This is a genomic window from Nodosilinea sp. LEGE 07298 (assembly GCF_015207265.1).
GTDB lineage: Bacteria > Cyanobacteriota > Cyanobacteriia > Phormidesmidales > Phormidesmidaceae > Nodosilinea.
Genome location: NZ_JADEXE010000032.1, coordinates 16465 through 37057 on the forward strand (window position 1 = coordinate 16465; position 20593 = coordinate 37057).

General features: G+C 47.2%; 21 protein-coding genes. 19 read left to right on the forward strand and 2 right to left on the reverse strand.

The genetic code is table 11. From position 1 onward, the window contains the following. Nucleotides 1-24 precede the first annotated feature (24 nt). The 16 genes from IQ273_RS06780 to IQ273_RS06855 all read left to right on the forward strand — a co-directional run bounded on the left by IQ273_RS06780 (nucleotide 25) and on the right by IQ273_RS06855 (nucleotide 15122). Nucleotides 25-684, forward strand: a complete 660-nt coding sequence (locus IQ273_RS06780; protein ID WP_194022417.1) for a sulfotransferase family 2 domain-containing protein — start codon at nucleotides 25-27, stop codon at nucleotides 682-684. 80 nt (nucleotides 685-764) lie between these two features. Beyond that, a complete protein-coding gene (locus tag IQ273_RS06785; protein WP_194022418.1) occupies nucleotides 765-1595 on the forward strand; it encodes a bifunctional 2-polyprenyl-6-hydroxyphenol methylase/3-demethylubiquinol 3-O-methyltransferase UbiG in 831 nt (276 codons plus the stop codon). A gap of 69 nt (nucleotides 1596-1664) precedes the next feature. Continuing rightward, entirely contained in the window at nucleotides 1665-2897 is a 1233-nt protein-coding gene (locus IQ273_RS06790; protein WP_194022419.1) for a glycosyltransferase family 4 protein, read from the forward strand. A 112-nt stretch (nucleotides 2898-3009) separates the two neighbouring features. Further along, on the forward strand, nucleotides 3010-3921 hold the full coding sequence (locus IQ273_RS06795) for a glycosyltransferase family 2 protein (RefSeq protein ID WP_228052458.1): 912 nt from the start codon (nucleotides 3010-3012) through the stop codon (nucleotides 3919-3921). A gap of 203 nt (nucleotides 3922-4124) precedes the next feature. Further along, nucleotides 4125-4487 (forward strand): acyltransferase, encoded by a 363-nt coding sequence (locus IQ273_RS35705; protein ID WP_228052460.1) that lies wholly within the window; start codon nucleotides 4125-4127, stop codon nucleotides 4485-4487. Nucleotides 4488-4514: 27 nt separating this feature from the next. Next, nucleotides 4515-5354 (forward strand): bifunctional 2-polyprenyl-6-hydroxyphenol methylase/3-demethylubiquinol 3-O-methyltransferase UbiG, encoded by an 840-nt coding sequence (locus IQ273_RS06805; RefSeq protein WP_194022421.1) that lies wholly within the window; start codon nucleotides 4515-4517, stop codon nucleotides 5352-5354. Next, nucleotides 5347-6459, forward strand: coding sequence for a glycosyltransferase family 1 protein (locus IQ273_RS06810; protein WP_194022422.1), 1113 nt, complete (start codon nucleotides 5347-5349; stop codon nucleotides 6457-6459). The genes IQ273_RS06805 and IQ273_RS06810 overlap by 8 nt, the downstream gene beginning before the upstream one ends. A 9-nt stretch (nucleotides 6460-6468) precedes the next feature. Next, entirely contained in the window at nucleotides 6469-7368 is a 900-nt protein-coding gene (locus IQ273_RS06815; protein WP_194022423.1) for a glycosyltransferase family 2 protein, read from the forward strand. Continuing rightward, nucleotides 7352-8071: a class I SAM-dependent methyltransferase gene (locus IQ273_RS06820; protein WP_194022424.1), complete on the forward strand. Its 720-nt coding sequence runs from the start codon at nucleotides 7352-7354 to the stop codon at nucleotides 8069-8071. Before IQ273_RS06815 ends, IQ273_RS06820 begins: the two co-directional genes overlap by 17 nt. Nucleotides 8072-8107: 36 nt before the next feature. Next, entirely contained in the window at nucleotides 8108-8779 is a 672-nt protein-coding gene (locus IQ273_RS06825; RefSeq protein ID WP_194022425.1) for a bifunctional 2-polyprenyl-6-hydroxyphenol methylase/3-demethylubiquinol 3-O-methyltransferase UbiG, read from the forward strand. After that, nucleotides 8779-9801: a glycosyltransferase family 4 protein gene (locus IQ273_RS06830; protein ID WP_194022426.1), complete on the forward strand. Its 1023-nt coding sequence runs from the start codon at nucleotides 8779-8781 to the stop codon at nucleotides 9799-9801. Before IQ273_RS06825 ends, IQ273_RS06830 begins: the two co-directional genes overlap by 1 nt. Further along, complete coding sequence (locus IQ273_RS06835) at nucleotides 9798-11216, forward strand: hypothetical protein (protein WP_194022427.1); 1419 nt, start codon at nucleotides 9798-9800, stop codon at nucleotides 11214-11216. Before IQ273_RS06830 ends, IQ273_RS06835 begins: the two co-directional genes overlap by 4 nt. Further along, nucleotides 11170-12423, forward strand: a complete 1254-nt coding sequence (locus IQ273_RS06840) for a glycosyltransferase family 4 protein (RefSeq protein ID WP_194022428.1) — start codon at nucleotides 11170-11172, stop codon at nucleotides 12421-12423. Before IQ273_RS06835 ends, IQ273_RS06840 begins: the two co-directional genes overlap by 47 nt. 8 nt (nucleotides 12424-12431) lie before the next feature. Beyond that, nucleotides 12432-13622 carry a glycosyltransferase gene (locus IQ273_RS06845; protein ID WP_228052464.1) on the forward strand — a complete coding sequence of 397 codons (1191 nt, stop codon included), beginning with the start codon at nucleotides 12432-12434 and terminating at the stop codon, nucleotides 13620-13622. Between the two features lie 2 nt (nucleotides 13623-13624). Beyond that, nucleotides 13625-14806: a glycosyltransferase gene (locus tag IQ273_RS06850; RefSeq protein WP_194022429.1), complete on the forward strand. Its 1182-nt coding sequence runs from the start codon at nucleotides 13625-13627 to the stop codon at nucleotides 14804-14806. Nucleotides 14807-14939: 133 nt separating this feature from the next. Further along, a complete protein-coding gene (locus IQ273_RS06855) occupies nucleotides 14940-15122 on the forward strand; it encodes a hypothetical protein (RefSeq protein WP_194022437.1) in 183 nt (60 codons plus the stop codon). A 132-nt stretch (nucleotides 15123-15254) separates the two neighbouring features. Here IQ273_RS06855 and IQ273_RS06860 read toward each other — a convergent pair whose 3' ends face one another. Next, nucleotides 15255-16766, reverse strand: a complete 1512-nt coding sequence (locus IQ273_RS06860) for a UbiD family decarboxylase (RefSeq protein ID WP_194022430.1) — start codon at nucleotides 16764-16766, stop codon at nucleotides 15255-15257. A 221-nt stretch (nucleotides 16767-16987) separates the two neighbouring features. On the opposite strand from IQ273_RS06860, the gene IQ273_RS06865 reads away from it, so the two are divergent. The 3 genes from IQ273_RS06865 (at nucleotide 16988) to IQ273_RS06875 (ending at nucleotide 19003) form a co-directional block, all read left to right on the forward strand. After that, on the forward strand, nucleotides 16988-17725 hold the full coding sequence (locus tag IQ273_RS06865; RefSeq protein ID WP_194022431.1) for a DUF4333 domain-containing protein: 738 nt from the start codon (nucleotides 16988-16990) through the stop codon (nucleotides 17723-17725). 157 nt (nucleotides 17726-17882) lie between these two features. Next, the gene (locus IQ273_RS06870) at nucleotides 17883-18575 is read left to right on the forward strand and encodes a MotA/TolQ/ExbB proton channel family protein (RefSeq protein ID WP_194022432.1); all 693 of its coding nucleotides are present in this window, start codon (nucleotides 17883-17885) and stop codon (nucleotides 18573-18575) included. A gap of 17 nt (nucleotides 18576-18592) precedes the next feature. Beyond that, nucleotides 18593-19003: a biopolymer transporter ExbD gene (locus tag IQ273_RS06875; RefSeq protein WP_194022433.1), complete on the forward strand. Its 411-nt coding sequence runs from the start codon at nucleotides 18593-18595 to the stop codon at nucleotides 19001-19003. 260 nt (nucleotides 19004-19263) lie between these two features. Here the strand turns inward: IQ273_RS06875 and IQ273_RS06880 are convergent, their stop codons facing one another. Then, entirely contained in the window at nucleotides 19264-20547 is a 1284-nt protein-coding gene (locus IQ273_RS06880; RefSeq protein WP_194022434.1) for a glycosyltransferase family 4 protein, read from the reverse strand. Nucleotides 20548-20593 lie beyond the last annotated feature (46 nt).

Below are 20593 nucleotides of genomic sequence, written 5' to 3' on the forward strand. Positions count from 1 at the left end.
GCTTACTCACCATGATCCACCAAAATGAGAATAATTTCTAATCTAAGATCAGGTCTTAACCTCAATAATAATATAGACAGTGCTTTACGAGAACTCAAGATTCCGCGGCAATTCAGAAAAGATCAAGTAATTTTTATACATATTCCCAAATGTGCCGGTTCAGCATTTTTAGATTCTTACTTAGGCTATCAGTTAGGACATATAAGTGCGTCAGACTATTACAAGTTAGACCCATCTCTTTTTTTAACTTCATTTGTCTTTTCTTTTGTCAGACATCCGGTTAGTCGCTTTGTTTCTGCCTATAATTTTCTTCAGAAAACCACTCTCTGGAGCTACGTACCTGAAATAAGAGAAAAACTCAATCTGTATGGTTCATCAGTAGATCAGGTAGCTAAGACTATCTCAAAAACCTCTGAGTTGCTAGCCTTTCCTTGGTTTAAACCTCAGCACACTTTTTTGGAAATAGGCGGTAAGATAGCTGTTAATAGAGTTTTCAAAACCGAAACTTTTGCAGAAGATATTAAAATATTGCAGCGATCAATCAAAGCTCAGCTTCGCTCTCAATCAGAGGTAAACCGTTCTTCTCTAAATAATCTAGATTTTAAGAAAGTTTTGAATGCCGATAGTGTAAAAAATCTAGAGTCAGTCTATGAGCGTGATTTCACTCTTTTTGGATATTACTGAGGCATGACGTCATACTCTGAACAACATAACTTTTGACCTGATTAGAGGTTCTCATAGTTTATCTGATATAATCTGAGGCTATGCATATTGCCGGTCATTTGTCTAATGAAGAATCAATTGCAATTAACCGGTTAATTGCCAGGCTTCAAGGTAAAGACCTTACGCTGCAAGCGCTGTGGCATATGATGGATCAAGTTTGGGATGAAATGCAGTGTGACAACACTGCACCTGATCCAGAAAAAATTAAGCACTACTACCAACACCCTGTCTGGTTACTCAATGGTCTGTTTATAGAGAATCACGATCTTTCTTTAAGGTGCAGAGCTGCTATATCAGATTGGATAGTTCAAAAAAAACTTATCAAAATTTTAGACTTTGGTGGTGGTTTTGGTACTTTGGCTCGGATGATTGCTAAGAAATCATCCGATACTGTTATTGATATTTATGAGCCATTTCCAGCTCAAGCTGCCCTAAAATGTTGCCAAAATTACAGCAACATAGCTTTTATTGATGACCTTAAATCTAAATATCAGTGTTTGGTCAGCACAGATATTTTAGAGCATGTCCCTGACCCACTTTCTCTCTTGGCTAAAATGATTTCGTTAGTAGAACTCAATGGCTATTTAATTATTGCTAATCACTTCTATCCCTCAATCAAGTGTCATTTACCTGAGACTTTTCATCTACGCTTTAGCTTTAATCAGCTTGCAGCCGTAATGGGGCTCGAGATGGTTGATTACTGCCACGGTAGCCATGCCATTATTTATCTAAAGACATCAGAGCAGCCTCTGAATTGGATAAAAATTCGTCAAATAGAACAGCAATCTAAACGTCTATTTCCCTTGCGAGAGTTTAATAGACGATATATTTCGGCTTGGAGAATTCAAATAAAGAAACTCTTGATTAATTAAATGAAAAACTATCGAAGAGTTCTTGAAAATCGTTTTTGTTGAATAGCTCACCCCAACAGTTCGCTCAATGTGAAAGTCTTACATATCAATCAGTCAGATACCTTAGGCGGAGCCGCGATCGCTGGGTATCGGCTGCATAGTGCTCTACTTAAACAGGGCTTAGACTCTAAGTTGTTCGTAGGGCACAAAAAAACTGATGACCAACGGGTTGCCCAAGTGCCTCGTCATGAGTGGTTTGAGAGCCAGCTTCAGAGATTTACCCATAGAGCAGGCTTTAACTATGTTAACCATATCAGTAGCTTCAATATCCCTAAGCACCCCTTCTTTGCCGCAGCAGATATCCTTAACTTTCACAATCTGCACAACAGCTACTTCAGCTATCTAGCTATTCCACGCCTTACGACACAAAAACCTGCTGTGTTTACGCTTCACGATATGTGGAGCTTTACTGGTCACTGCGCTTATAGCTACGATTGCAGTAAATGGCAAACGGGCTGTGGCCAGTGCCCCTACCCCAAAACTTACCCTGGCATACGTCACGACAGCACTCACTGGGTATGGAAGCTAAAAGACTGGGTATACAATCGCTCTAACCTAACGATAGTCACCCCTAGTCGCTGGTTAACAGCGCAAGCTAAAGCAAGCCTTTTAGGCCGTTTCCCAGTTCACCATATACCCAACGGGGTTGATCCTGATGTCTATCAACCCCTTGATCGCGAACTTTGTCGCACAGCCCTAGGCATACCTGCAGAGAAAAGAGTCTTGCTGTTTAGCGCCGTTGACCTTACCGATCTTCGGAAGGGTGGCGATTTGCTGGTTAAGGCATTGAGCCAGTTGCCTGCCACCCTAAAGCAAGATTGCCTCTTGCTAACCCTAGGTAATCCATTTAAGCAGTTGGCGACTTCGTTAGATATTCCCTTAATGAACTTAGGCTACGTCAGCAGCGATCGCCTCAAGTCTGTAGCTTACTCTGCGGCGGACCTCTCCCTTTTTCCTACTCGCGCCGACAACCTGCCCCTCGTGCTACAGGAGAGTATGTCCTGCGGTACTCCTATGGTATCTTTCGACATTGGCGGTGTGCCAGACTTAGTACGTCCTGGAATCACTGGTTATTTGGCTCAACCTGAGGATATAGATGGTTTCGGCAAAGGTATTGCAGATCTGCTAAGCGACAACGAAAAGTGCCAGGCTATGAGAAGAGACTGCCGCCGCATTACCCTCGAAGAATATACTCTCGACCTGCAAGCCAAACGATATCAACATCTTTACCAACAAGTGTTGGATAAGATGGTTACCGAATAGTATCAATCTCTTTACACACCAGACAGTCGTTCGCTTACTTATTCATAAGTAAGGCTTAAGTAATAGAAAGCCTGGTTCAAGCTCTATACTTCCTGTAATCGACTGTGTTCTTATGAAAGCAAACTATGGCACTCTAACTTTGGCAGATTTACCGCAACCTCCAGTGGGTAAAACAGGGTGGCCCTGGACCAAAGCCAGCAAGCCTTTATCAGGCCGTATGAAAGACGTTTCAGAGTGGCCTTGCATTAGTATTGTGACTCCAAGCTACAATCAAGGACAGTTTATCGAAGAAACAATTCGCTCAGTATTACTTCAGGGGTATCCCAACCTGGAATACATAATTATTGATGGAGGCAGTACTGATAATTCAGTTGAGGTAATCAAAAAATACCAAGCTTATATTACCCATTGGGTTAGTGAAAGAGATAATGGACAAGCTCATGCAATCAATAAAGGATTAAAAATTAGTACTGGCTCTATCCTAGGCTGGATTAATAGTGATGATCTGTACGCAAAAAATACATTTAGAAGAATTTCTCAGGAGCTTCATGAAAACCAGACTGCTATATTAATTCATGGCAACCGAATTTTGATCAATGAGAATAGTGAAGTCACAGGGTGGTCATCTCTTCCACCATTTGAGCCAGCGACAGGGTTATTCAATGTTTGTTCAGAAACCACTTTCTGGAAGCGAACTACTATGGAAAAGACAGGATTATTAAAAGAAGAACTAAAGTTTGCCATGGATCTAGAGTTCTTTAGTCGATTGTATTTGCGCGGAAAATTTTTGAAGTTGAACGATTATCTGGGTTATTTCCGCTGCCATCGGTCAAATAAGAGTTCGATCATATATCACATAGGCCAAGAAGAGGCTTTGAAAGAATGGAGAGTTATTTTCGGAAATGACTATTGCATAAAAATGAGTCAACCTAATAAATTAACTCTGCTGAAGGCAATGATTGAGAATCCGTATCAAATAAGCTTACCTTACATGTCATACAAACTATCCAGTATACTCAACTAGACTTTTATCCTTATTTTCTTAAAATGTCAAAAATTCACTTTCTTGGAGGAGAATTTTTACGCTACTGCTCGAATCACCTTATCAATAAAATTCCGTTCCATTCCATTAGACTATTTTTTTACCGTCATTTTTTAGGCCTTGAAATCGGCAATAATAGCTATATATTCATGGAAGTTTGTTTCGACTCTCGACGAAATTTCTGCATGGGAGACAACTCTGTTATTAATCAAAAATGTTGTATTGATAATCGTGGAAGAATTGAAATAGGCAAAAATGTTTCTATATCCCCTGAAGTTTGTATTATTACAGCAGATCATGACTTGCAAAATGCCCGTTTTGTGGGAAGAATTCGTCCTGTTTTTATAGATGATTATGTTTTTATCGGTATGCGTGCATTGATACTGCCTGGAGTTAAGATAGGCGAGGGATCTGTTGTTGCAGCAGGTGCAGTTGTTACAAAGGACGTTCTTCCTTACACTATCGTTGCGGGAGTTCCAGCGAAGCTGATAAGTATGAGAAAAAAAGATCTCAACTATACCATCAATTACAAAAGATTTTTCTCATAGTCTAAGCTAAATTTTTGGCGCATTGTGATGAAAAAAATTAGCTTTCAAGAAAGCTGGCATGACAGCTGGAAAAGTAGCTTTTCTTATGATTTACTGGAAATCTATGGTAGTAAAGGCTTTAGAAGTAATGCTGCTTATTTCTATACTTACAAGAATCGCCGCAAAAACATTCTAGAGGTTATTCAAAAAATAGCTCCACCAGGATCTAGAATTTTAGACGTTGCAGCAGCACAGGGTAATTTTAGCCTTGCATTAGCCGAAATGGGCTACAAAGTAACGTGGAATGACTTACGGGAAGAGCTAATTGGTTATGTTAAGCAAAAATGGGAACATGGCAGCATTTCTTACGCACCAGGAAATATATTAGAACAAGATTTTTATGCATGTTTTGACATTGTATTAATTGCTGAAGTAATTGAGCACACGGCGCATCCTGATGAGTTTTTGCGTAATATTGCAAAAATGGTAAAGCCAGGTGGGCACATTGTTCTTAGTACTCCTAATGGTGATTACTTTAGGAATTGCTTGCCCAAATTCTCGGACTGCCCTGATCCATCTCAGTTTGAAGCGGCTCAATTTAAGCCTGATGCGGATGGACACATCTTTTTATTACATACAGACGAAATAGAAGATATATCTGAAAAAGCCTTTCTAGATGTTGAAGAGGTTCGGCTCATAACTAATTCAATCACAAGTGGACATTTGAAGTTATTTCATATATTAAAACTTCTACCTGAAGCATGGATTAATGCTATTGAGTCATTAACTCAGCAATTACCCTTTTACCTCAAGAGGAAATTGAATACTTGCACAGTAGTTTTACTAACCTGTTCTTGCAGGAGCGACGCAGCCTTACATAATGAATAACTCATGGCTGATGGTTTCAGTTGTCCCTAGGCTTTACCCTGCTATTGATGGGGTGGGCGATTATGCGCTAAGTCTAGCTCGTCAGCTCCGTGCAGACTTTGGCATTGAGACTCACTTTGTAGTTGGAGATTCCTCTTGGGTTGGCAATAATCAATTAGAGGGATTTCATATCACTAAAGTCACAGCACGCTCAGCTAAATCATTACTTACAGAATTAGCCCGGGCTAATTCTGTAAAAGCTATATTACTGCATTACGTAGGCTATGGCTATGCTAAGCGAGGATGCCCTTTCTGGTTAGTTGAGGGTTTAGAGAACTGGGTGCATCAGCATTCAGAAATAAATTTGGTCACAATGTTTCACGAAATTTCTGCTTCCGGTCCAGCTTGGACAAGTGCATTCTGGCTTTCTGCAGCACAGAGATATTTAGTAAAACGATTGTTTAGATTAAGTGATCGAATCCTCACTAGCAAGCAACTCTATGCTGACATTCTCCAAGACTATTCTCAAGGTCGCTTTAGCGATGTCCCAACCCTACCCGTGTTCTCCACTGTAGGTGAGCCATCTAATCTACCTGATCTATCAGCACGTCAACGACATCTCGTAATCTTTGGTGGTCAAAGTCGTCGGAATAAGGTCTATAAATCCTCTCTGGAGCAACTTCACCAAATTTGTCAGTGCCTCAACATTCAACAAATTTTTGATATTGGCCCAAAGCTAGACTCAATCCCTACCCATATTTGCAACGTACCGATCACTGCGACAGGTAGTCTGTCCAGCCATGAAGTTTCTGCCATTTTGTCGGGGGCATTCGTCGGCTTTTTCAACTATCATCCCGCCTTCCTCGGCAAATCTACTATCTTTGCAGCCTACTGTGCTCACCGGGTTTTGCCCGTCAGTGCTCAAATGACAAGTCATGTCGAAGATGGGCTTTACCCAGGTAGACACTATATTCTTCCAAATCAATACTCAATAGGCCTGAAAAGCGAAATATCATTTCAGGCGATCGCAGACAATGCCTGCAATTGGTATCAGACTCATTGCCTAGTACGTCAAGCACAAGTTTTCGCTACATACATATGCAAAAATAGCACTATTAGAAATTAGAAAAAATGTATGAGTCTTAGTGTTTCTGCTTTAATTACTAACTTTAAGACCTGGCCATTAACTCAAAGGTGTATTTCTGAACTAATGTATTGGTCAGGCGATAATCTCGCTACAATTTTTGTGGTAGATGATGCATCAAATGAGGAAATACCAGAGTTCTTGCCTAAGAAGGTTCAAGTTATTCAGAATTCTCAGAATAAAGGTTATGTAGCCAGTGTCAATGTTGGTTTTTCTCAGATAAGAGAGGATGTAGTTCTCTTGCTTGACAGTGATGCATATCCATTAGCTGAGTTAGTACAGAATCTGACTCGTATTTTTGAATCTAATTCAGCTATAGGAGCAGTTGGCTTTAACCTTGTAGATGAACAGAGCAATCCTACGGGGTCTTATCGCCCAGAGCCTCATGCATTGCAATTATTATTGGGACAAAAGTTGGAATCACGAGTTTGCCACTTAGTTCCTTTCTTTCAAAGCCGACCTATTTGTTTATATTCATGTGGGATGGCTGTGAGGCGTGCTGCTTTTGAGGATGTTGGCGGCTTTGATGAAGGTTTTGACTTTTTGGATGCTGATGTAGATTTCTCAATGAATCTACGACGTGCTGGTTGGCAAATCCATTATCAGCCAGACCTGTGTGCTTTCCACAAAGGTGGTGGCAGCTTCCAAACTACAGCAACACGAGTGGCCAGGTATCACAAAAATCGCTGGAGGCTGTTAGAAAAGCATGGATATCTACCTCCTTCAACAATATTTAAAGCGGCATTGGCAATGCGCCACACACTTGAATATTGTATTCTCAAAATTGGGGGTAGACGATTATTCAAAGATCCAATTAGTCTTCAAGATAAATTAGATGGTAGGCAAAAGCTTTTACAAGGAGTATGGAGTGGATATGGAAACCAAAATTGACATCGATAGCTTTCAAGAAGATCTGCGTCCCGGCTATGACTTCCACCTCCCATCTCTAACAGATGCATCTAACTCACGTGGCTTAGTTTTCAAGGCTATTGTTTCAGGCAGTCATGTTCTCGATGTTGGTTGTGACACAGGACGGTTTGGAGAGGTACTTCGCAAACAAAAGTATTGCACTGTAGACGGCATTGAGCCCTGTGCTCGTGCTGCTCAGCTTGCTTCAAGTCGTCTTGATAAAATCTTTATTCAGCCTGTTGAGAATGAGCGATCGTTTGAGGAATTTGAGAACTATGATGCTGTTCTTTTTCTAGATGTATTAGAACATTTAGTAGACCCTTGGTCAGTTCTAGAAGGTGCAAAAAAGGCGCTCAAGCCCGGCGGAGCTATTTATGTAGTTGTTCCTAATATTGCTCATATTTCTATTGTTCGGCGTCTTGTCTTGGGAGATTTTGAATATCAAAAATATGGAACCATGGACAAAACTCATCTCAGATGGTTCACTCGTAAAAGCCTACAGCGAGCCCTAGAAGATGCTGGTTTTATTAACATAAAAATCGACGGCCTGACTTCCATTCCATATCTGGGCAAGAGATCCAATGCCCTAAGATTCATTGAAAATCAATTAGGGAGGCTATTTCCTAATATGTTTAGTGGTTCTATTTTGGGTCACGGTCAGGTTTACTCTAGCTGTCAGCGTTAATTTGATTGTTTAGTGCTTTAAGGCATATAGGACTCTATGAATACGGCACTGACCGAATACACCATGGTTCAAGGACTCCATGAGTCTTTGACTTCAAAAGTTTTATCCTATGTTGATCACCACGCCAGTATCTTAGACATTGGAGCAGGAGCGGGCGCATGGCTTGAGAGACTGGGTAGCGTTGGCTTCCACAACCTCTATGGTATTGACAAGGACTTCCAGCGCTTTCAAGCTACAAAGGGGCAGTTTATTACTGCTGATCTTGACTACGAAGACTTTATCTTGCCCGACAAGACTTTCGATATTATCACTTCCATTGAAGTCATTGAACATCTCGAAAATCCCGGTCGACTGTTCTACCATGTCTTCAGACTCATAGCCCCCAACGGCTATTTCTTGCTTACTACTCCCAATCTTCACTCTGTTATTTGCCGATTGCGGCTTCTCCTAACAGGTAATCTACGCCAGTTTGATGCTAAAGGAGAACCTACCCATATTTATCCTGTCTTTCTTACACCCCTTGAACGATTACTCGATATACATGGGCTGGAAGTCGTCGAAACTTGGACTTTTCCTGAAACTAAAACTGTCACCTCTCGCCCTGTCTTGAAGCTGCTCTCATCCGTTATTACTCTATTTATTCGTGATGATCTACCTGGCGATATTCTTTGTCTGCTCATTCGCAAAAAGCCTGACATTCACGGCTGATGAAGATTCTCATTTCGTCTCAATATTTCTATCCCAGCCTAGGCGGCAGCGAGACTAACGCCGAAATATTAGCTCGTGAGTTTCTTAAGCAGGGGCATGAGATCAAGCTCACCACCCAAACCCCTGGAACCCCCAATGATCTCCATGGCAAGCCGTTTCCCTTTGAGGTGATTCGTCAGCCCCAAGTCCGTCAGCTTATTGCTCTCACGCGCTGGTGCAATGTGTGCCTGCAAAATGGTGTCATTCTCAGACAGCTCTGGGCCTTGTGGCTAACCCAAACTCCCTGGGTAATTCGTCACCAAACTTGGGTTCGTCAGCCTCATAAAAATGCCACATTGCTCATTCAGTTGAAACTGCTTGCCGTTAAATTAGCGACCTCTATCTCTATCAGTAAAGCAATTGCGCAACACCTCCATCATCCCTCTACCATCATTCCTAACCCCTATAGAGACGATCAATTCCGCCTTACACCCGAGGTGCAGCGCGAAAAAGACTTGGTTTATGTAGGTCGCCTTGTCTCCGATAAGGGTGTAGATTTGCTTCTCCAAGCTGTTGCTGACCTGAAGGCATTTGATCTTATTCCTAAGCTTACTGTCATCGGCAGTGGTAAAGAAGAGCATGCCCTGCGACATCAGTCCATTGACCTTGGCATTGATGCCCAAGTGACGTTTGTAGGGTCTAAGACGGGCGACGAACTAGTGACTTTGCTTAATCAACATCATATTTTAGTCATCCCCTCTCGCTGGTATGAACCCTTTGGCGTTGTAGCATTGGAGGGCATTGCCTGTGGCTGTGTGGTCGTAGGCTCCTCAGAGGGCGGGCTTAAAGATGCCATTGGCGACTGTGGTATTACGTTTCCCAATGGTGATGAGGTCGCTTTGACTGATAACCTGCGTCGGCTGCTAACTCAACCAGACCTACTAGCCCGCTATCGTACTCATGCATCTAGCCACTTGGCAAAACATCGGCAGGCGGTTGTAGCTAAGGCTTATCTCCAAGTTTTACAGAGCGCTTGCCAATGAGTAATCTTCTCTTAGCCTTATTTATAGTTGGTCTCGTTGTGCTGCTTGCCGCCCAAGACTGGCGACGGTCTGTAAAGGCCGTTTTGATTTTAGTCGTAATTGAGGGTGCTTTACGGAAGTGGGTACTACCCCAAGCGAGTCAGTTTATTTATTTCCTCAAGGATTTCGTTTTAATTGGTGCTTACCTGCGATATTTTTTGTTGTCCCCAATACAAACTCGCCTGTTTACCCAGAAGGCTCTTATTCTTGTACTAGTGGGGTGTATGGCTGTTTGGGGAGGAGTGCAAGCTTTTAATCCAAGCCTGGGTTCTCCTATTATTGGTCTATTTGGCTTCAAAAGTTATTTTCTTTACATACCGCTTATTTGGCTGGTGTCTCAGATATTTGGTACTGAAGAAGAGCTATATCGATTTATTCGCAACTACCTGCTGCTGTTAATTCCGGTAGGCATTTTAGCGATCGCTCAATTCTTTAGCCCCCCGACCAGCCCGCTCAATGTTTATGCCTGGGGCGAAGACGGCCCAGCAGTGGTAAGTTCTGGCCTAGGTACAGTTAGAGTAACGGGCACTTTTTCTTATTTAGCGGGCTATGCAACTTATTTATTGACCTGTCTCTGCCTGCTGTTGCCCGTAATCTCCCGACCTCAGCCTCGCCTCTGGCAAATTTTAACCCTCATTGAGGGAGGACTGATCGCAGTGACCGCGTTCATGACTGGGTCTCGTGGCCTTGTCCTGGGTTCTATTTTGCTGATGTCTGGCTATGGGCTACTGCTAGCCTTAACCAGTTTCTCTAGTTTTATCAATAGCGCGCGCAAGCTGGTTTTGCCGGGGATAGTGAGTTTCTTAGCCGTTTCACAGGGAGGTCGGCTGGCTTTTGAGTCATTTTGGACCCGGGTAGAAAGGGCTAATGACAGTATCGTTGCTCGAGTCTTAAACCCTTTCACTCAGCCTTTTAGAAACTTTGACCTTAAAGGTTTAGACGGCTATGGCTTGGGCGCTACGTTTCAGGCTAACGGTATTATTCGCCGAGTGTTTCGGCTGCCTCCAGGAGAAACTATTCCAGTCTATTTTGAGAACGAAATGGGTCGTGTTGGCTTGGAGGTTGGGCCTATAGGCTTCTTTCTTTGGTATGGCTTGCGTCTGGTGTTGCTTTTTACCCTCTTTAAAGTTTTTCTTCAGCTTACCCATCCATTCTTGCGGCAGCTTGCTTTGAGTGTCTTTGTCTATCAGGGTGTGACTTTTATTGCTCAAATGGTCTATAACCATACGGCCAATGTCTATCACTGGTTTTTCTATGGTTTTATCTTTTTGCTTCCCTACTTAGAGCGGATAGACCAATGGCAGCGAGCCCAACCACCTAATCTTCTCTATGGTCAACCAACGCATCTCTCTGGTACACCCTACCAGCAACCCTAACTCTCGTAATGCAGCGATCGCACTAGCCGAAGCCAACCTCCTCCACGAGATAATTACTACTACCGCCTATAACCCCAGTGGCCGCCTAGCTCAGCTTATACAACATTTGCCAAAGCCACTTAGGCGATTGCTTAGTCAAGAGTTAGAGCGGCGTGCCTGGGCTACACCGGGTAGTGCCGCCATGCAATCGCACCCATGGCGAGAAGTGCTTAGAGTCGTTTTGGCTAAATCGGGCGCTAGCTCTCAATTGGGAATGGGGCGACATGGACCTATAGATTGGGTATATACTTCTCTCGATCGCCACGTAGCGCACAATCATCTCGAACAGATCGATGCTATCTATGCCTACGAAGATGGGGCATCTACCACATTTCAAGCAGCTAAGCAGCGAGGCATACGCTGCTTTTACGAACTACCTATTGCCTTTCATCGCACGAGTCGACAGATTCAGCAAGAGGAGGCCGATTGTTTCCCTGAGTTCGCCTTTTCTTTACAGGCTATCTATGAGCCTTCGTGGAAGCTTGAACGAAAAGATCAAGAAGTTACCTTGGCCGATCACATTTTTGTGCCCTCTACTATGACGCGTCAATCGCTTTTAGATGCAGGTATAGCTTCTGAGCGTATCTCGGTAATTCCCTATGGTGCCCCGGTTGACTATTTCAGGCCGCAGCCTAAGCATGATAAAAAATTTCGAGCTTTATTCGTGGGCCGAGTTGGTCCTCGAAAAGGTGTTCATTACTTATTGAAAGCCTGGAAAAAGCTTCAGCTCAAAGACGCAGAACTGAAGCTGGTAGGCGTTAATGAGTTTCCAGCAGGCTGGCTAGAATCTTATCAGGATTATATTAGCTACCATCCTAGCGTTCCTCATATTAGTTTGAATCAATATTATTGCAGTGCTAACGTACTTGTATTTCCATCTCTAGTTGAGGGCTTTGGTCTTGTCCAACTTGAAGCTATGGCCTGTGGAATTCCTGTAATAACAACTCCTAACGCCGCTGGTCCTGACGTTATTGCCGATGGAGTCGAGGGGTTTATAGTACCTATTCGTGATTCTGATGCGCTTCAGCAGAAGTTGGAGTGGTGTTATCAACATCCTAAGGAACTAGCGAAAATGGGGCTAGCTGCTCGACGAAAAGCTGAAGAATCAACTTGGCAAGTCTACCGTCAGAGGTTGGCAACCAAGGTTAAAAAACTACTTTCTGAGTAGGTAAAAAATTGAAGAATCTTACGGGAAAAAACCTGAAGCATGGTAAGCTAGTTCATTTTTGGGTGCCTAATCTTTTTGAGTTCAAAGGTGGAATCCAGGTTTATTTGTGTGATGTCATGGCTGCAGTTGAATGCTTGTATGAGCAAAAAAATATTAGTCTAGATAATGTATTTGTTTTAGATAAGCTTGACTCTAGCAATCCAGAAGGCTTGTTTAATGCGAGCTGCTTTTCGTTTAATTTTATGGGTCAAGTGCCTAAAGCACTTCAAACTTCAGTATTTAGCTTGAAAGCTTTGATCACTTCTTTTCGAGATCGGCCTGACTTAATTCTATGTGGGCATTTAAATTTTGCTCCTGTTGCCTACTTGCTGCACCATCTATTGGAAATTCCATATTGGGTTTTAGTATATGGTGTTGATGCCTGGAATATTAAAGATCCGCTTCGGTGCCGAGCTTTGCGATCGGCTAACAAAGTTATTTCTATTAGTGGTTACACCCGCGATCGCTTAATTCAAGAGCAAAGCCTGCGGTTCGATAATATTTTCCTTTTACCTGTTACGTTTAATATTGCTCGTTTTCAGATTAAGCCAAAGCCTCACTATTTACTTGATAGACATGACCTTAAAGCTAGTCAGCCTGTAATCTTGACGGTTGCTCGTTTGGCGGATGATGAGCAGTACAAGGGTTATGACCAGGTTATACGGGCAATGCCCTTGATGCGACAAAAAATGCCTGATGTCCACTATGTTCTGGTGGGGAAAGGTAGCGATCGCTCTCGAGTTGAGGCGTTAGTCGACTCCCTGGGCTTAAAAGATTGTGTCACATTAGCTGGGTTTATTCCTGACGAGGAAATCTGCGATTATTACAACCTTTGTGATGTCTTTGCTATGCCTAGCAAAGGCGAGGGCTTTGGTATTGTCTATCTTGAGGCTCTTGCCTGTGGTAAGCCTACCCTAGGTGGCAACCAAGATGGTGCTCTTGATGCTCTTTGCCATGGGGAGTTAGGGGTGCTTGTCAATCCTGACGATGTTGATGAGATTGCTGAGGTGTTGGTAGAAATCTTGCAAGGCAAATCGTTGCATCCTATTCTTTATCAACCCGAGACCTTGCGCCAAAAAGTAGACGAAATTTATGGCTTTGAAAACTTTCAAGCTAATCTTCTAGCTTTACTTAAAGAATCTGATTTGGTAGCATCCTAAGCATGAAAGTCCTTCATGTGCTGCCGTCTCTAAGCTACAAACTGGGCGGGCCGACTCAGGCTGCGCTCAACACGGTGCGTACTCTACGACATTTAGACATTGATGCCGAAATAGCTACAACTAATGATGACGAGTCTGCGTTGCTAGATGTACCCACAGGCCAACAGATTGACTATGACGGTGTGCCGGTCTGGTTTTTCTCACGCCTGGCTCGACTAAAAGCCTTCATTCCATCCATTGGGTTAACTCAGTGGATGGTTAACAACCTAAACAAATACGACATTGTCCATACTCACTACTTGTTTTGTTATGCGCCCACTTTAGCGGCAAGGCTAGCACGGCAACGCAATATCCCCTACGTTTCAAGCACAATTGGACAACTTACTCCTTGGGCGCTTCAGCAAAGTCAGCGCAAGAAGCAAATCTATAGCCGCTTAATAGAACGTCCTACTCTCAATCGGGCTGCCGCTATTCATTGCACGACACCTGCCGAAGCTAAAGATGCTCATTGCTTTGGGGTAAGCGCTCCTGCTCTCGTATTGCCCTTAGGGGTGAATCCTACGCTCGTTATCTTCGATGCAGCAGCCCGACTGCGCGATCGCTACTCCCTACTCCCCCACTGCACGGTTGTCTTGTTTTTGTCGCGCCTGCACGAGAAGAAGCGTCCTGATTTTCTATTACGTGCTTTTGCCCAACTCAACCCTAAGTCTCACGGTTATCATTTGCTACTGGCGGGGTCTGGAGATGCGGCCTACTGCGATCGCCTACAAGCCCTAGCCCAGTCATTAGGCATCGCCGACAGCGTTACTTTCACTGGCTTTGTCTCTGGCTCAGACAAAGACCTGCTGTTGCAGGGCTCAGACATCTTTGCGCTGCCGTCCTATTCAGAAAATTTTGGTATTGCCGTAGCCGAAGCTCTAGCCGCCACACTGCCAGTCATCATCACCCCTGAGGTGCAAATCGCCCCTGACATCGCCGCCGCTCACGCTGGGTTAGTGGTGCCCGGCAGCTTAGCCGATTGGACAGCAGCTCTATCTAAGCTACTCAGCTCTAAAGATTGGCGATTGGAGCTGGGCCAAAACGGTCAGCGGCTGGCTCAAACCAAATATAACTGGCCTGCGATCGCCGAACAACTCGCCCAAGCCTACGGTGACATCTTGGCTGGTCGCCCCCTCTCTATCTAATCGCCTTGGGCTGATAGTCTGATTAGATAAGGCCATAAATTAGAATTAGAACAGACAGCATTCTGGCGGCGTTTTGGTGTACTGCTCTTGCGTCGACTGAGCAGGGCATTGCTATCGCCAAACAACAGCACCTATGGAAGAACTGCTAGAGCTTAAAGATCGCCCGCTTCAGGGCGATATCCCCGGAGCCTTGATCATTGTCGAAGATTTAGAGGAAATGAGCCGGGATGATAAGACCAACAATATTCGCAATCATGCCAAGGTTCTGCTCCTACATCTCATTAAGCAGAGGGTATCTACGACTCCGAGACCCTAGCAACCAGGCTTGATTGCGACAAGGTTATTGACCAGGCCATAGGTCACATTTGGCCTCAAATCTAGACCTAGTGGCCTTGAGAAAAGCAACCCCACCTGGTTATACCTGCTGCCGCTGATCTCCATACTGTCCTTACTTGATGTCGTAGCCAAACAAGTTGGGGTCTACGTCGCCCAGATTTAAATCACTGAGGCCATACTCTGCCCAGCGCCCATCCACCAACTTCGCCGTTTCCGGGTCAGGGGTAAGCTCTTCGCTCCAGGGCCGATCGGTTTCGGGATAGACCTTAGTGGTGGCATCAATGCCCATGCGGCTGCCCAACCCCGGTCTCTCTGTGGCAAAGTCAAGCTTATCAAACGGGTTGTTGGGCAGAATGAACACGTCGCGCACGGGGTCGACCTTGGAGGTGACAGCCCACATCACCTGGCGGGGGTCGCGAATGTTGATCGCCTTGTCGACCACAATCACAAACTTGGTGTAGCTGAACTGGGGCAGAGCCGACCAAAAGGCGAGGGCCGCCCGCTTAGCCTGCCCCGGATACGACTTTTCAATCGAGAGCACAGCGGCTTTGTAGCTCAGCCCTTCCATCGGCAAAAAGAAGTCCTGAATTTCGGGTACTTGCTGGCGCAGGATGGGGTTGTAGATGCGGTTAAGAGCGATCGCCATCATGGCGTCTTCCTTGGGCGGGCGACCGCTAAAGGTGGTCATATAGATCGGGTTTTTGCGGTGGGTCATACAGTGGAACCGCAGCAGGGGCGCGGCTTCGTTGACGCCGCCGTAATAGCCAATGTGGTCGCCAGCGGGGCCATCGACAGCGGTTTCGCCGGGGGTAATGGTGCCTTCCAGCACAATTTCAGACTCAGCGGGCACCTCTAGATCCACCGTTTTGCACTTGGCCAGGTTCAGCCCCTTGCCGGCATAGAGTCCAGCAAACAGCCACTCTGATAGGTCAATAGGTAATGGGGTAGCAGCGGCAAGAATGACTAGGGGGTGTACCCCGATCGCGATCGCCACCTCTAGCTTTTTACCCATTTCAGCCGCTTTGCGCAGGTGACGGCTACAGCCCCGCACCGACAGCCACTGTACCGTCGCGGTATTCTTCGACTGCTGCTGTAGCCGGTAGACCCCTACATTGGGAATATTGGTTTCCGGGTCTTTAGTAATCATCAGCCCCAGGGTAATCACCTTATCGGCGTCGCCAGGGTAAACCCGCAGCAGGGGAACTTGGTTGAGATCAACCGCATCATCCTTTAGCACCACCTGCTGGCAGGGGGGCAGCAGGTCACGCATGGGCTTGGCCTTGACCACATCAAACAGCGCTTTGCCCAGATCAATGGCTTGGGAAAACTGCTTAGGGGGGCGGGGCTGATAGAGCAGCGCCAACTTTTCGCCCAGGGTTTCTAGCTCCGCCGGGTGCTCCATACCCATGGCCCAGCACACTCGCTCTACGGTGCCCAGCACGTTGATAGCCAGGGGCATTGTTGCCCCCTGAACATTCTCAAACAGCAGCGCGGGGCCACCGCCGAGCAGCAGGCGATTGGCAATTTCAGCAATTTCTAGATCGGGGCTAACGGGGGCTGCAATGCGACGCAGCTGCCCACGCTGCTCTAGCAGGGTCAAAAATTGCTGTAGGTCTTTTGCCATGGTGCCAAATTGTTGGTGAAAGAAATTGTGAACGAGTGTTAAGAGCTGTCTTCATTATGGTGGAGAGTGGGGCCAGTTCGGCAAAAATCGTGCCTTCCCTTTGGCCACTGCTTTGGTCGATTAAGGTAGTGGAGATAGCATGCGTTAGAACGTTCTTGCTGCCACAATCGGGGTATTACCATAGTCAATACCCGATTTAACCCTAAGGATTCACTGGCTCGATGGACAGGCGCAACCCAATATTTCGCGTGAATTTTTCGCCATCTCTACTCGGGCTGCTGGGGCTGGTAGCCCTGGGCCTGAGTGCCTGCGGCAATCGCCTCGACACCGCCAGTATCGAAGCCAACATTCAGGCCGATATTGAGCGCCAGGGGCGGCGGCTGTCGATCAATGCGGTGCGCTGCCCCAGCGATGTCAGCCGCCAGGCGGGGGCCTATTTTCGCTGCGTAGGCGAGCTGGATCCTGAGGGTACGTTCACGATCAACGTGACTCAGCAGGACGACCAAGGCAATGTTACCTGGGATGTGCCCAACTCTAAGGTGCTGCTCAACCTGCCCACGGTCGAAGACACGATTCAGCAGGGGCTCTCCCAGACCTTTGGCCAGCGCGCCCTGATCGACTGCGGCACTGCCACCTACCGGGTCAACCAGCCGGGCGATCGCTTCCAGTGTCAGGTGGTGGGCGGTCTCGAAATAGGGTCTAACACCATTGACTCGGTGTTGGTCAGAATTGATCCTGACGGCAACTTAAGTTGGCAAGAACTTCAGTCCACTACGGCGGCCGCCGTGCCAGTGGCGCTCAGCCGTGCCTCAACATCCTCAGCGACGCCAGCCCAACCCGCGTCTGCCTCCCTGGCCGATGGGGCTGAGCCTCAGGCCGCTCCGGTCCAGACGACCACCGTGACTGGCCCCACAGGACGGGTGGTCAACCGTCCCTACATCCCTGGCGACAGTGACTAATGGGGGAATAATAGAGCTGCGGGTTTAATCTGTTCTGTTTAATCTGTTCTTAAGGCACCAAATCCCATGCGTTAATGTGTGAGGCAGTGGCTTTCGATACGCTTATCGTGGTAGGCAAACCTGCTAGCACAACCAACTCCAACCTTAGTTCTGGGCTATGACAACTGTTCTTGATTTTTTAGCGAAGGGTGGGCCAGTCATGGTGCCCATTTTGGGATGCTCGGTGCTGACCATCGCCACCGCCCTGGAGCGTGCCCTATTTTGGACTAAGCTGCTGCGTCGGGAAGACCAGGTAGTCAGCGAGGTGCTTGATGCCTCCCGCCGCGACCTGACCCAGGCAGCCGCGATCGCAGCCCAGTCCCAAGACCTGCCCATTGGTCGCTTTTTGCTGGCTCCCCTGCGGCTTAAGCAGCCCTCCCCCGACACCTTTCGGCTGGCGATGGAAACAACCGGCGATCGCGAGTTCGTCAAAATGCGCAAGGGCGACAAACTGCTCGAAACGATTGTGGCTGTGGCTCCCCTGCTGGGTCTGCTGGGCACGGTAACGGGATTGATCGCCACCTTTGGCAACCTCAACATCGGCGGTGGCGGCACGGGCGATCAGGCGACGGCGGCAGCGGCAGGCATCGGTGAAGCGTTGATTACCACCGCCGCTGGCATGATTGTCGCCATTATGGCGCTGCTGATCTTTCGAGTTCTGGTCAGCCTACAGGCCCAGCAAATTGACTACTTTTCCGATGCTGGCAACGAGCTAGAGCTAATCTACCGCCAATACTGGTACGAGCCTACGGCTCTCGCCAACGAAAAGGCCCGCCACGGAGACTTTATCAGCACCCCAGAGCGAATATAGCCTCATGCGCCCCTCCTATGCGATTTAAGTCTAAATTAAGCCCCAATCCGCCCCAGGTCGACTTGGTGCCTATGCTCACGGTCATGATGGGCATTCTGGCCTTCTTCGTCACCATCACCATGACCTTGGGCAGCGAAAAACTGATTGAAGTACAGCTCCCCGCCGAGCAGCAAGACAACGCCCCACCACCGCTGCCCGCCGACCCGTTCATCGTGGAGCTAGTCGGCGAAAACCAGGTGCAGCTTAACGGTCAGCCCATCGACGTCGATGCCCTCAAGGGTCAAATGGACGCCTATCTCAGCCGCAACCCCGAAAACATAGTGTTTTTGTTGCCCGACCAAGACCTTCCCTACGAGCAGGTCATGCAGTTCTTGGGTGAAATGCGCTCTGTAGGCGGTAATCGAGTCTCACTGGCGATCGAAGAATAGGCGATACTTAAGCCAACTCTGTAAGGTGCATAACGCTAAGGCGAGGCTCCGCCAACGCGCAGCAATGCACGCAGAGAAACCATGCTAAGTACAGCCACGCCCTAAATTTCATCCTTGTCAGAGCCCTAGCCTGGATTATTCATGCTCTTGAATCAATCATGGTCAGACAGGCCAGAGGCCCATCCCACAATAGGGTGGCTTTTCGGGGCTTGAGGGATCTTGGGAGAAGACTTGTGGGGTAGCCGGGACGACTGTCCACGCTACTTCTGCACCGACTGTAGGGCCAACATCACGTCCCCATCGGTAGGCTGGCGCTGAGGCGCGGTTAGCGCGTAAAACAGAGTCTCGTAGCGATCGATCGCGCGCTTCGCCGAGTAGTGCTCTAGGGCATACTGACGACCCTGACGGGCCAAGGCCTGAGCCTTTTCGGGCTGGCGATACAGCTCAAGAATTCCCTTAGCTAGGGCAGTCGGGTTTTCGGGTTCAACCACAATGCCGCCGCCGCTGGCCATTACGGCCTGAGCCGCCGTGCCGTGCGCCGGTACTGAAGCCAAAATAGGTCGACCGCTGGCCAGCAGCACCTGAGTTTTAGACGGCATGTTGAAGCCCACCACGCCATGCTTCTGCAAAATCAGCCCCACATCAGCGGCGGCCAGCATATCGGGCAGTTCGGGCCGGGGCACAAAGGGTAACAGCAAAACATTGGTTAGCCCCAGCTGCTGGCGAAACCGGTCGAGCACCGCTAGCTGTTTCCCTTCGCCCACAATCACCATGCGAATATCGGGGTAAGCGGCTAACGCCTGAGCGGCGCGAATAGCCGTTCTAACCCCCTGAGTTTCGGCAATATTGCCTGTATAGAGCACCACAAATTTGTCTTGCAGCTGGTGGCGACGGCGAAACTCGCTGCTGGCCTGGGGCCGAGGCGCAATAAAATCGACATCTACCCAGTTCGAAATGGTTACCATTTTGGGATCGGGTACCCCTTTAGCCAGCAAGTTATCGCGAAAGCCTGAGGCAATCACGCTGATGCGGGTAGCGCTGCGGTAAGCAAACGATTCGAGCCGCTCAAACAGGCGAATGACCCAGGGGTTGCTCAGCAAGCCGGTTTGGATAGCGGCCTCAGGCAAAATATCTTGCAGGTTGAGCACGCTAGGGCACTGAAACAGCGTCTTGAGAATGGCGACGGGCAGACAGGCTGGTAGCGATGGGCTGGTGTTGAGAATAATGTCGGGACGCCAACCCCGCAGTGCTGGCCACAGGCTCAGGGTAATAAAGCTCGACTCTAGCAGCAGTCGCCCCACCAGCCCACGTTTTGGGCAAGACAGCACAAAGCAGCGCTGAATGGTAACGCCGTTGCGCTTTTCGGTCGCGTAGAGACGGCCGCGATACTGAGGATAAATACTGCGCTCAGGATAGTTGGGCATGGCGGTTACAACCCGCACCTGGTGACCTCTAGCGGCTAGCCCCTCAGCCAGCTCAGTCATCAGTGGCGCAATACCGATGGGCTCAGGATGGTAGTTGTAAGAATAAATTAAAATTCGCATGGACAACGCCTGCTCTAGAAAACCACGTGCAAAATGTCTTTAAGGG

What these genes read in the sequence shown, in the direction of transcription:
- IQ273_RS06875 (WP_194022433.1), top strand. Translation starts at nt 18,593, where the DNA reads ATGCGATTTAAGTCTAAATTAAGCCCCAATCCGCCCCAGGTCGACTTG.
- IQ273_RS06805 (WP_194022421.1), top strand. Translation starts at nt 4,515, where the DNA reads ATGAAAAAAATTAGCTTTCAAGAAAGCTGGCATGACAGCTGGAAAAGT.
- IQ273_RS06825 (WP_194022425.1), top strand. Translation starts at nt 8,108, where the DNA reads ATGAATACGGCACTGACCGAATACACCATGGTTCAAGGACTCCATGAG.
- IQ273_RS06830 (WP_194022426.1), top strand. Translation starts at nt 8,779, where the DNA reads ATGAAGATTCTCATTTCGTCTCAATATTTCTATCCCAGCCTAGGCGGC.
- IQ273_RS06865 (WP_194022431.1), top strand. Translation starts at nt 16,988, where the DNA reads ATGGACAGGCGCAACCCAATATTTCGCGTGAATTTTTCGCCATCTCTA.
- IQ273_RS06815 (WP_194022423.1), top strand. Translation starts at nt 6,469, where the DNA reads ATGAGTCTTAGTGTTTCTGCTTTAATTACTAACTTTAAGACCTGGCCA.
- IQ273_RS06840 (WP_194022428.1), top strand. Translation starts at nt 11,170, where the DNA reads ATGGTCAACCAACGCATCTCTCTGGTACACCCTACCAGCAACCCTAAC.
- IQ273_RS06780 (WP_194022417.1), top strand. Translation starts at nt 25, where the DNA reads ATGAGAATAATTTCTAATCTAAGATCAGGTCTTAACCTCAATAATAAT.
- IQ273_RS06860 (WP_194022430.1), bottom strand. Translation starts at nt 16,766, where the DNA reads ATGGCAAAAGACCTACAGCAATTTTTGACCCTGCTAGAGCAGCGTGGG.
- IQ273_RS06835 (WP_194022427.1), top strand. Translation starts at nt 9,798, where the DNA reads ATGAGTAATCTTCTCTTAGCCTTATTTATAGTTGGTCTCGTTGTGCTG.
- IQ273_RS06820 (WP_194022424.1), top strand. Translation starts at nt 7,352, where the DNA reads ATGGAAACCAAAATTGACATCGATAGCTTTCAAGAAGATCTGCGTCCC.
- IQ273_RS06880 (WP_194022434.1), bottom strand. Translation starts at nt 20,547, where the DNA reads ATGCGAATTTTAATTTATTCTTACAACTACCATCCTGAGCCCATCGGT.
- IQ273_RS06850 (WP_194022429.1), top strand. Translation starts at nt 13,625, where the DNA reads ATGAAAGTCCTTCATGTGCTGCCGTCTCTAAGCTACAAACTGGGCGGG.
- IQ273_RS35705 (WP_228052460.1), top strand. Translation starts at nt 4,125, where the DNA reads ATGGGAGACAACTCTGTTATTAATCAAAAATGTTGTATTGATAATCGT.
- IQ273_RS06810 (WP_194022422.1), top strand. Translation starts at nt 5,347, where the DNA reads ATGAATAACTCATGGCTGATGGTTTCAGTTGTCCCTAGGCTTTACCCT.
- IQ273_RS06795 (WP_228052458.1), top strand. Translation starts at nt 3,010, where the DNA reads ATGAAAGCAAACTATGGCACTCTAACTTTGGCAGATTTACCGCAACCT.
- IQ273_RS06855 (WP_194022437.1), top strand. Translation starts at nt 14,940, where the DNA reads ATGGAAGAACTGCTAGAGCTTAAAGATCGCCCGCTTCAGGGCGATATC.
- IQ273_RS06870 (WP_194022432.1), top strand. Translation starts at nt 17,883, where the DNA reads ATGACAACTGTTCTTGATTTTTTAGCGAAGGGTGGGCCAGTCATGGTG.
- IQ273_RS06785 (WP_194022418.1), top strand. Translation starts at nt 765, where the DNA reads ATGCATATTGCCGGTCATTTGTCTAATGAAGAATCAATTGCAATTAAC.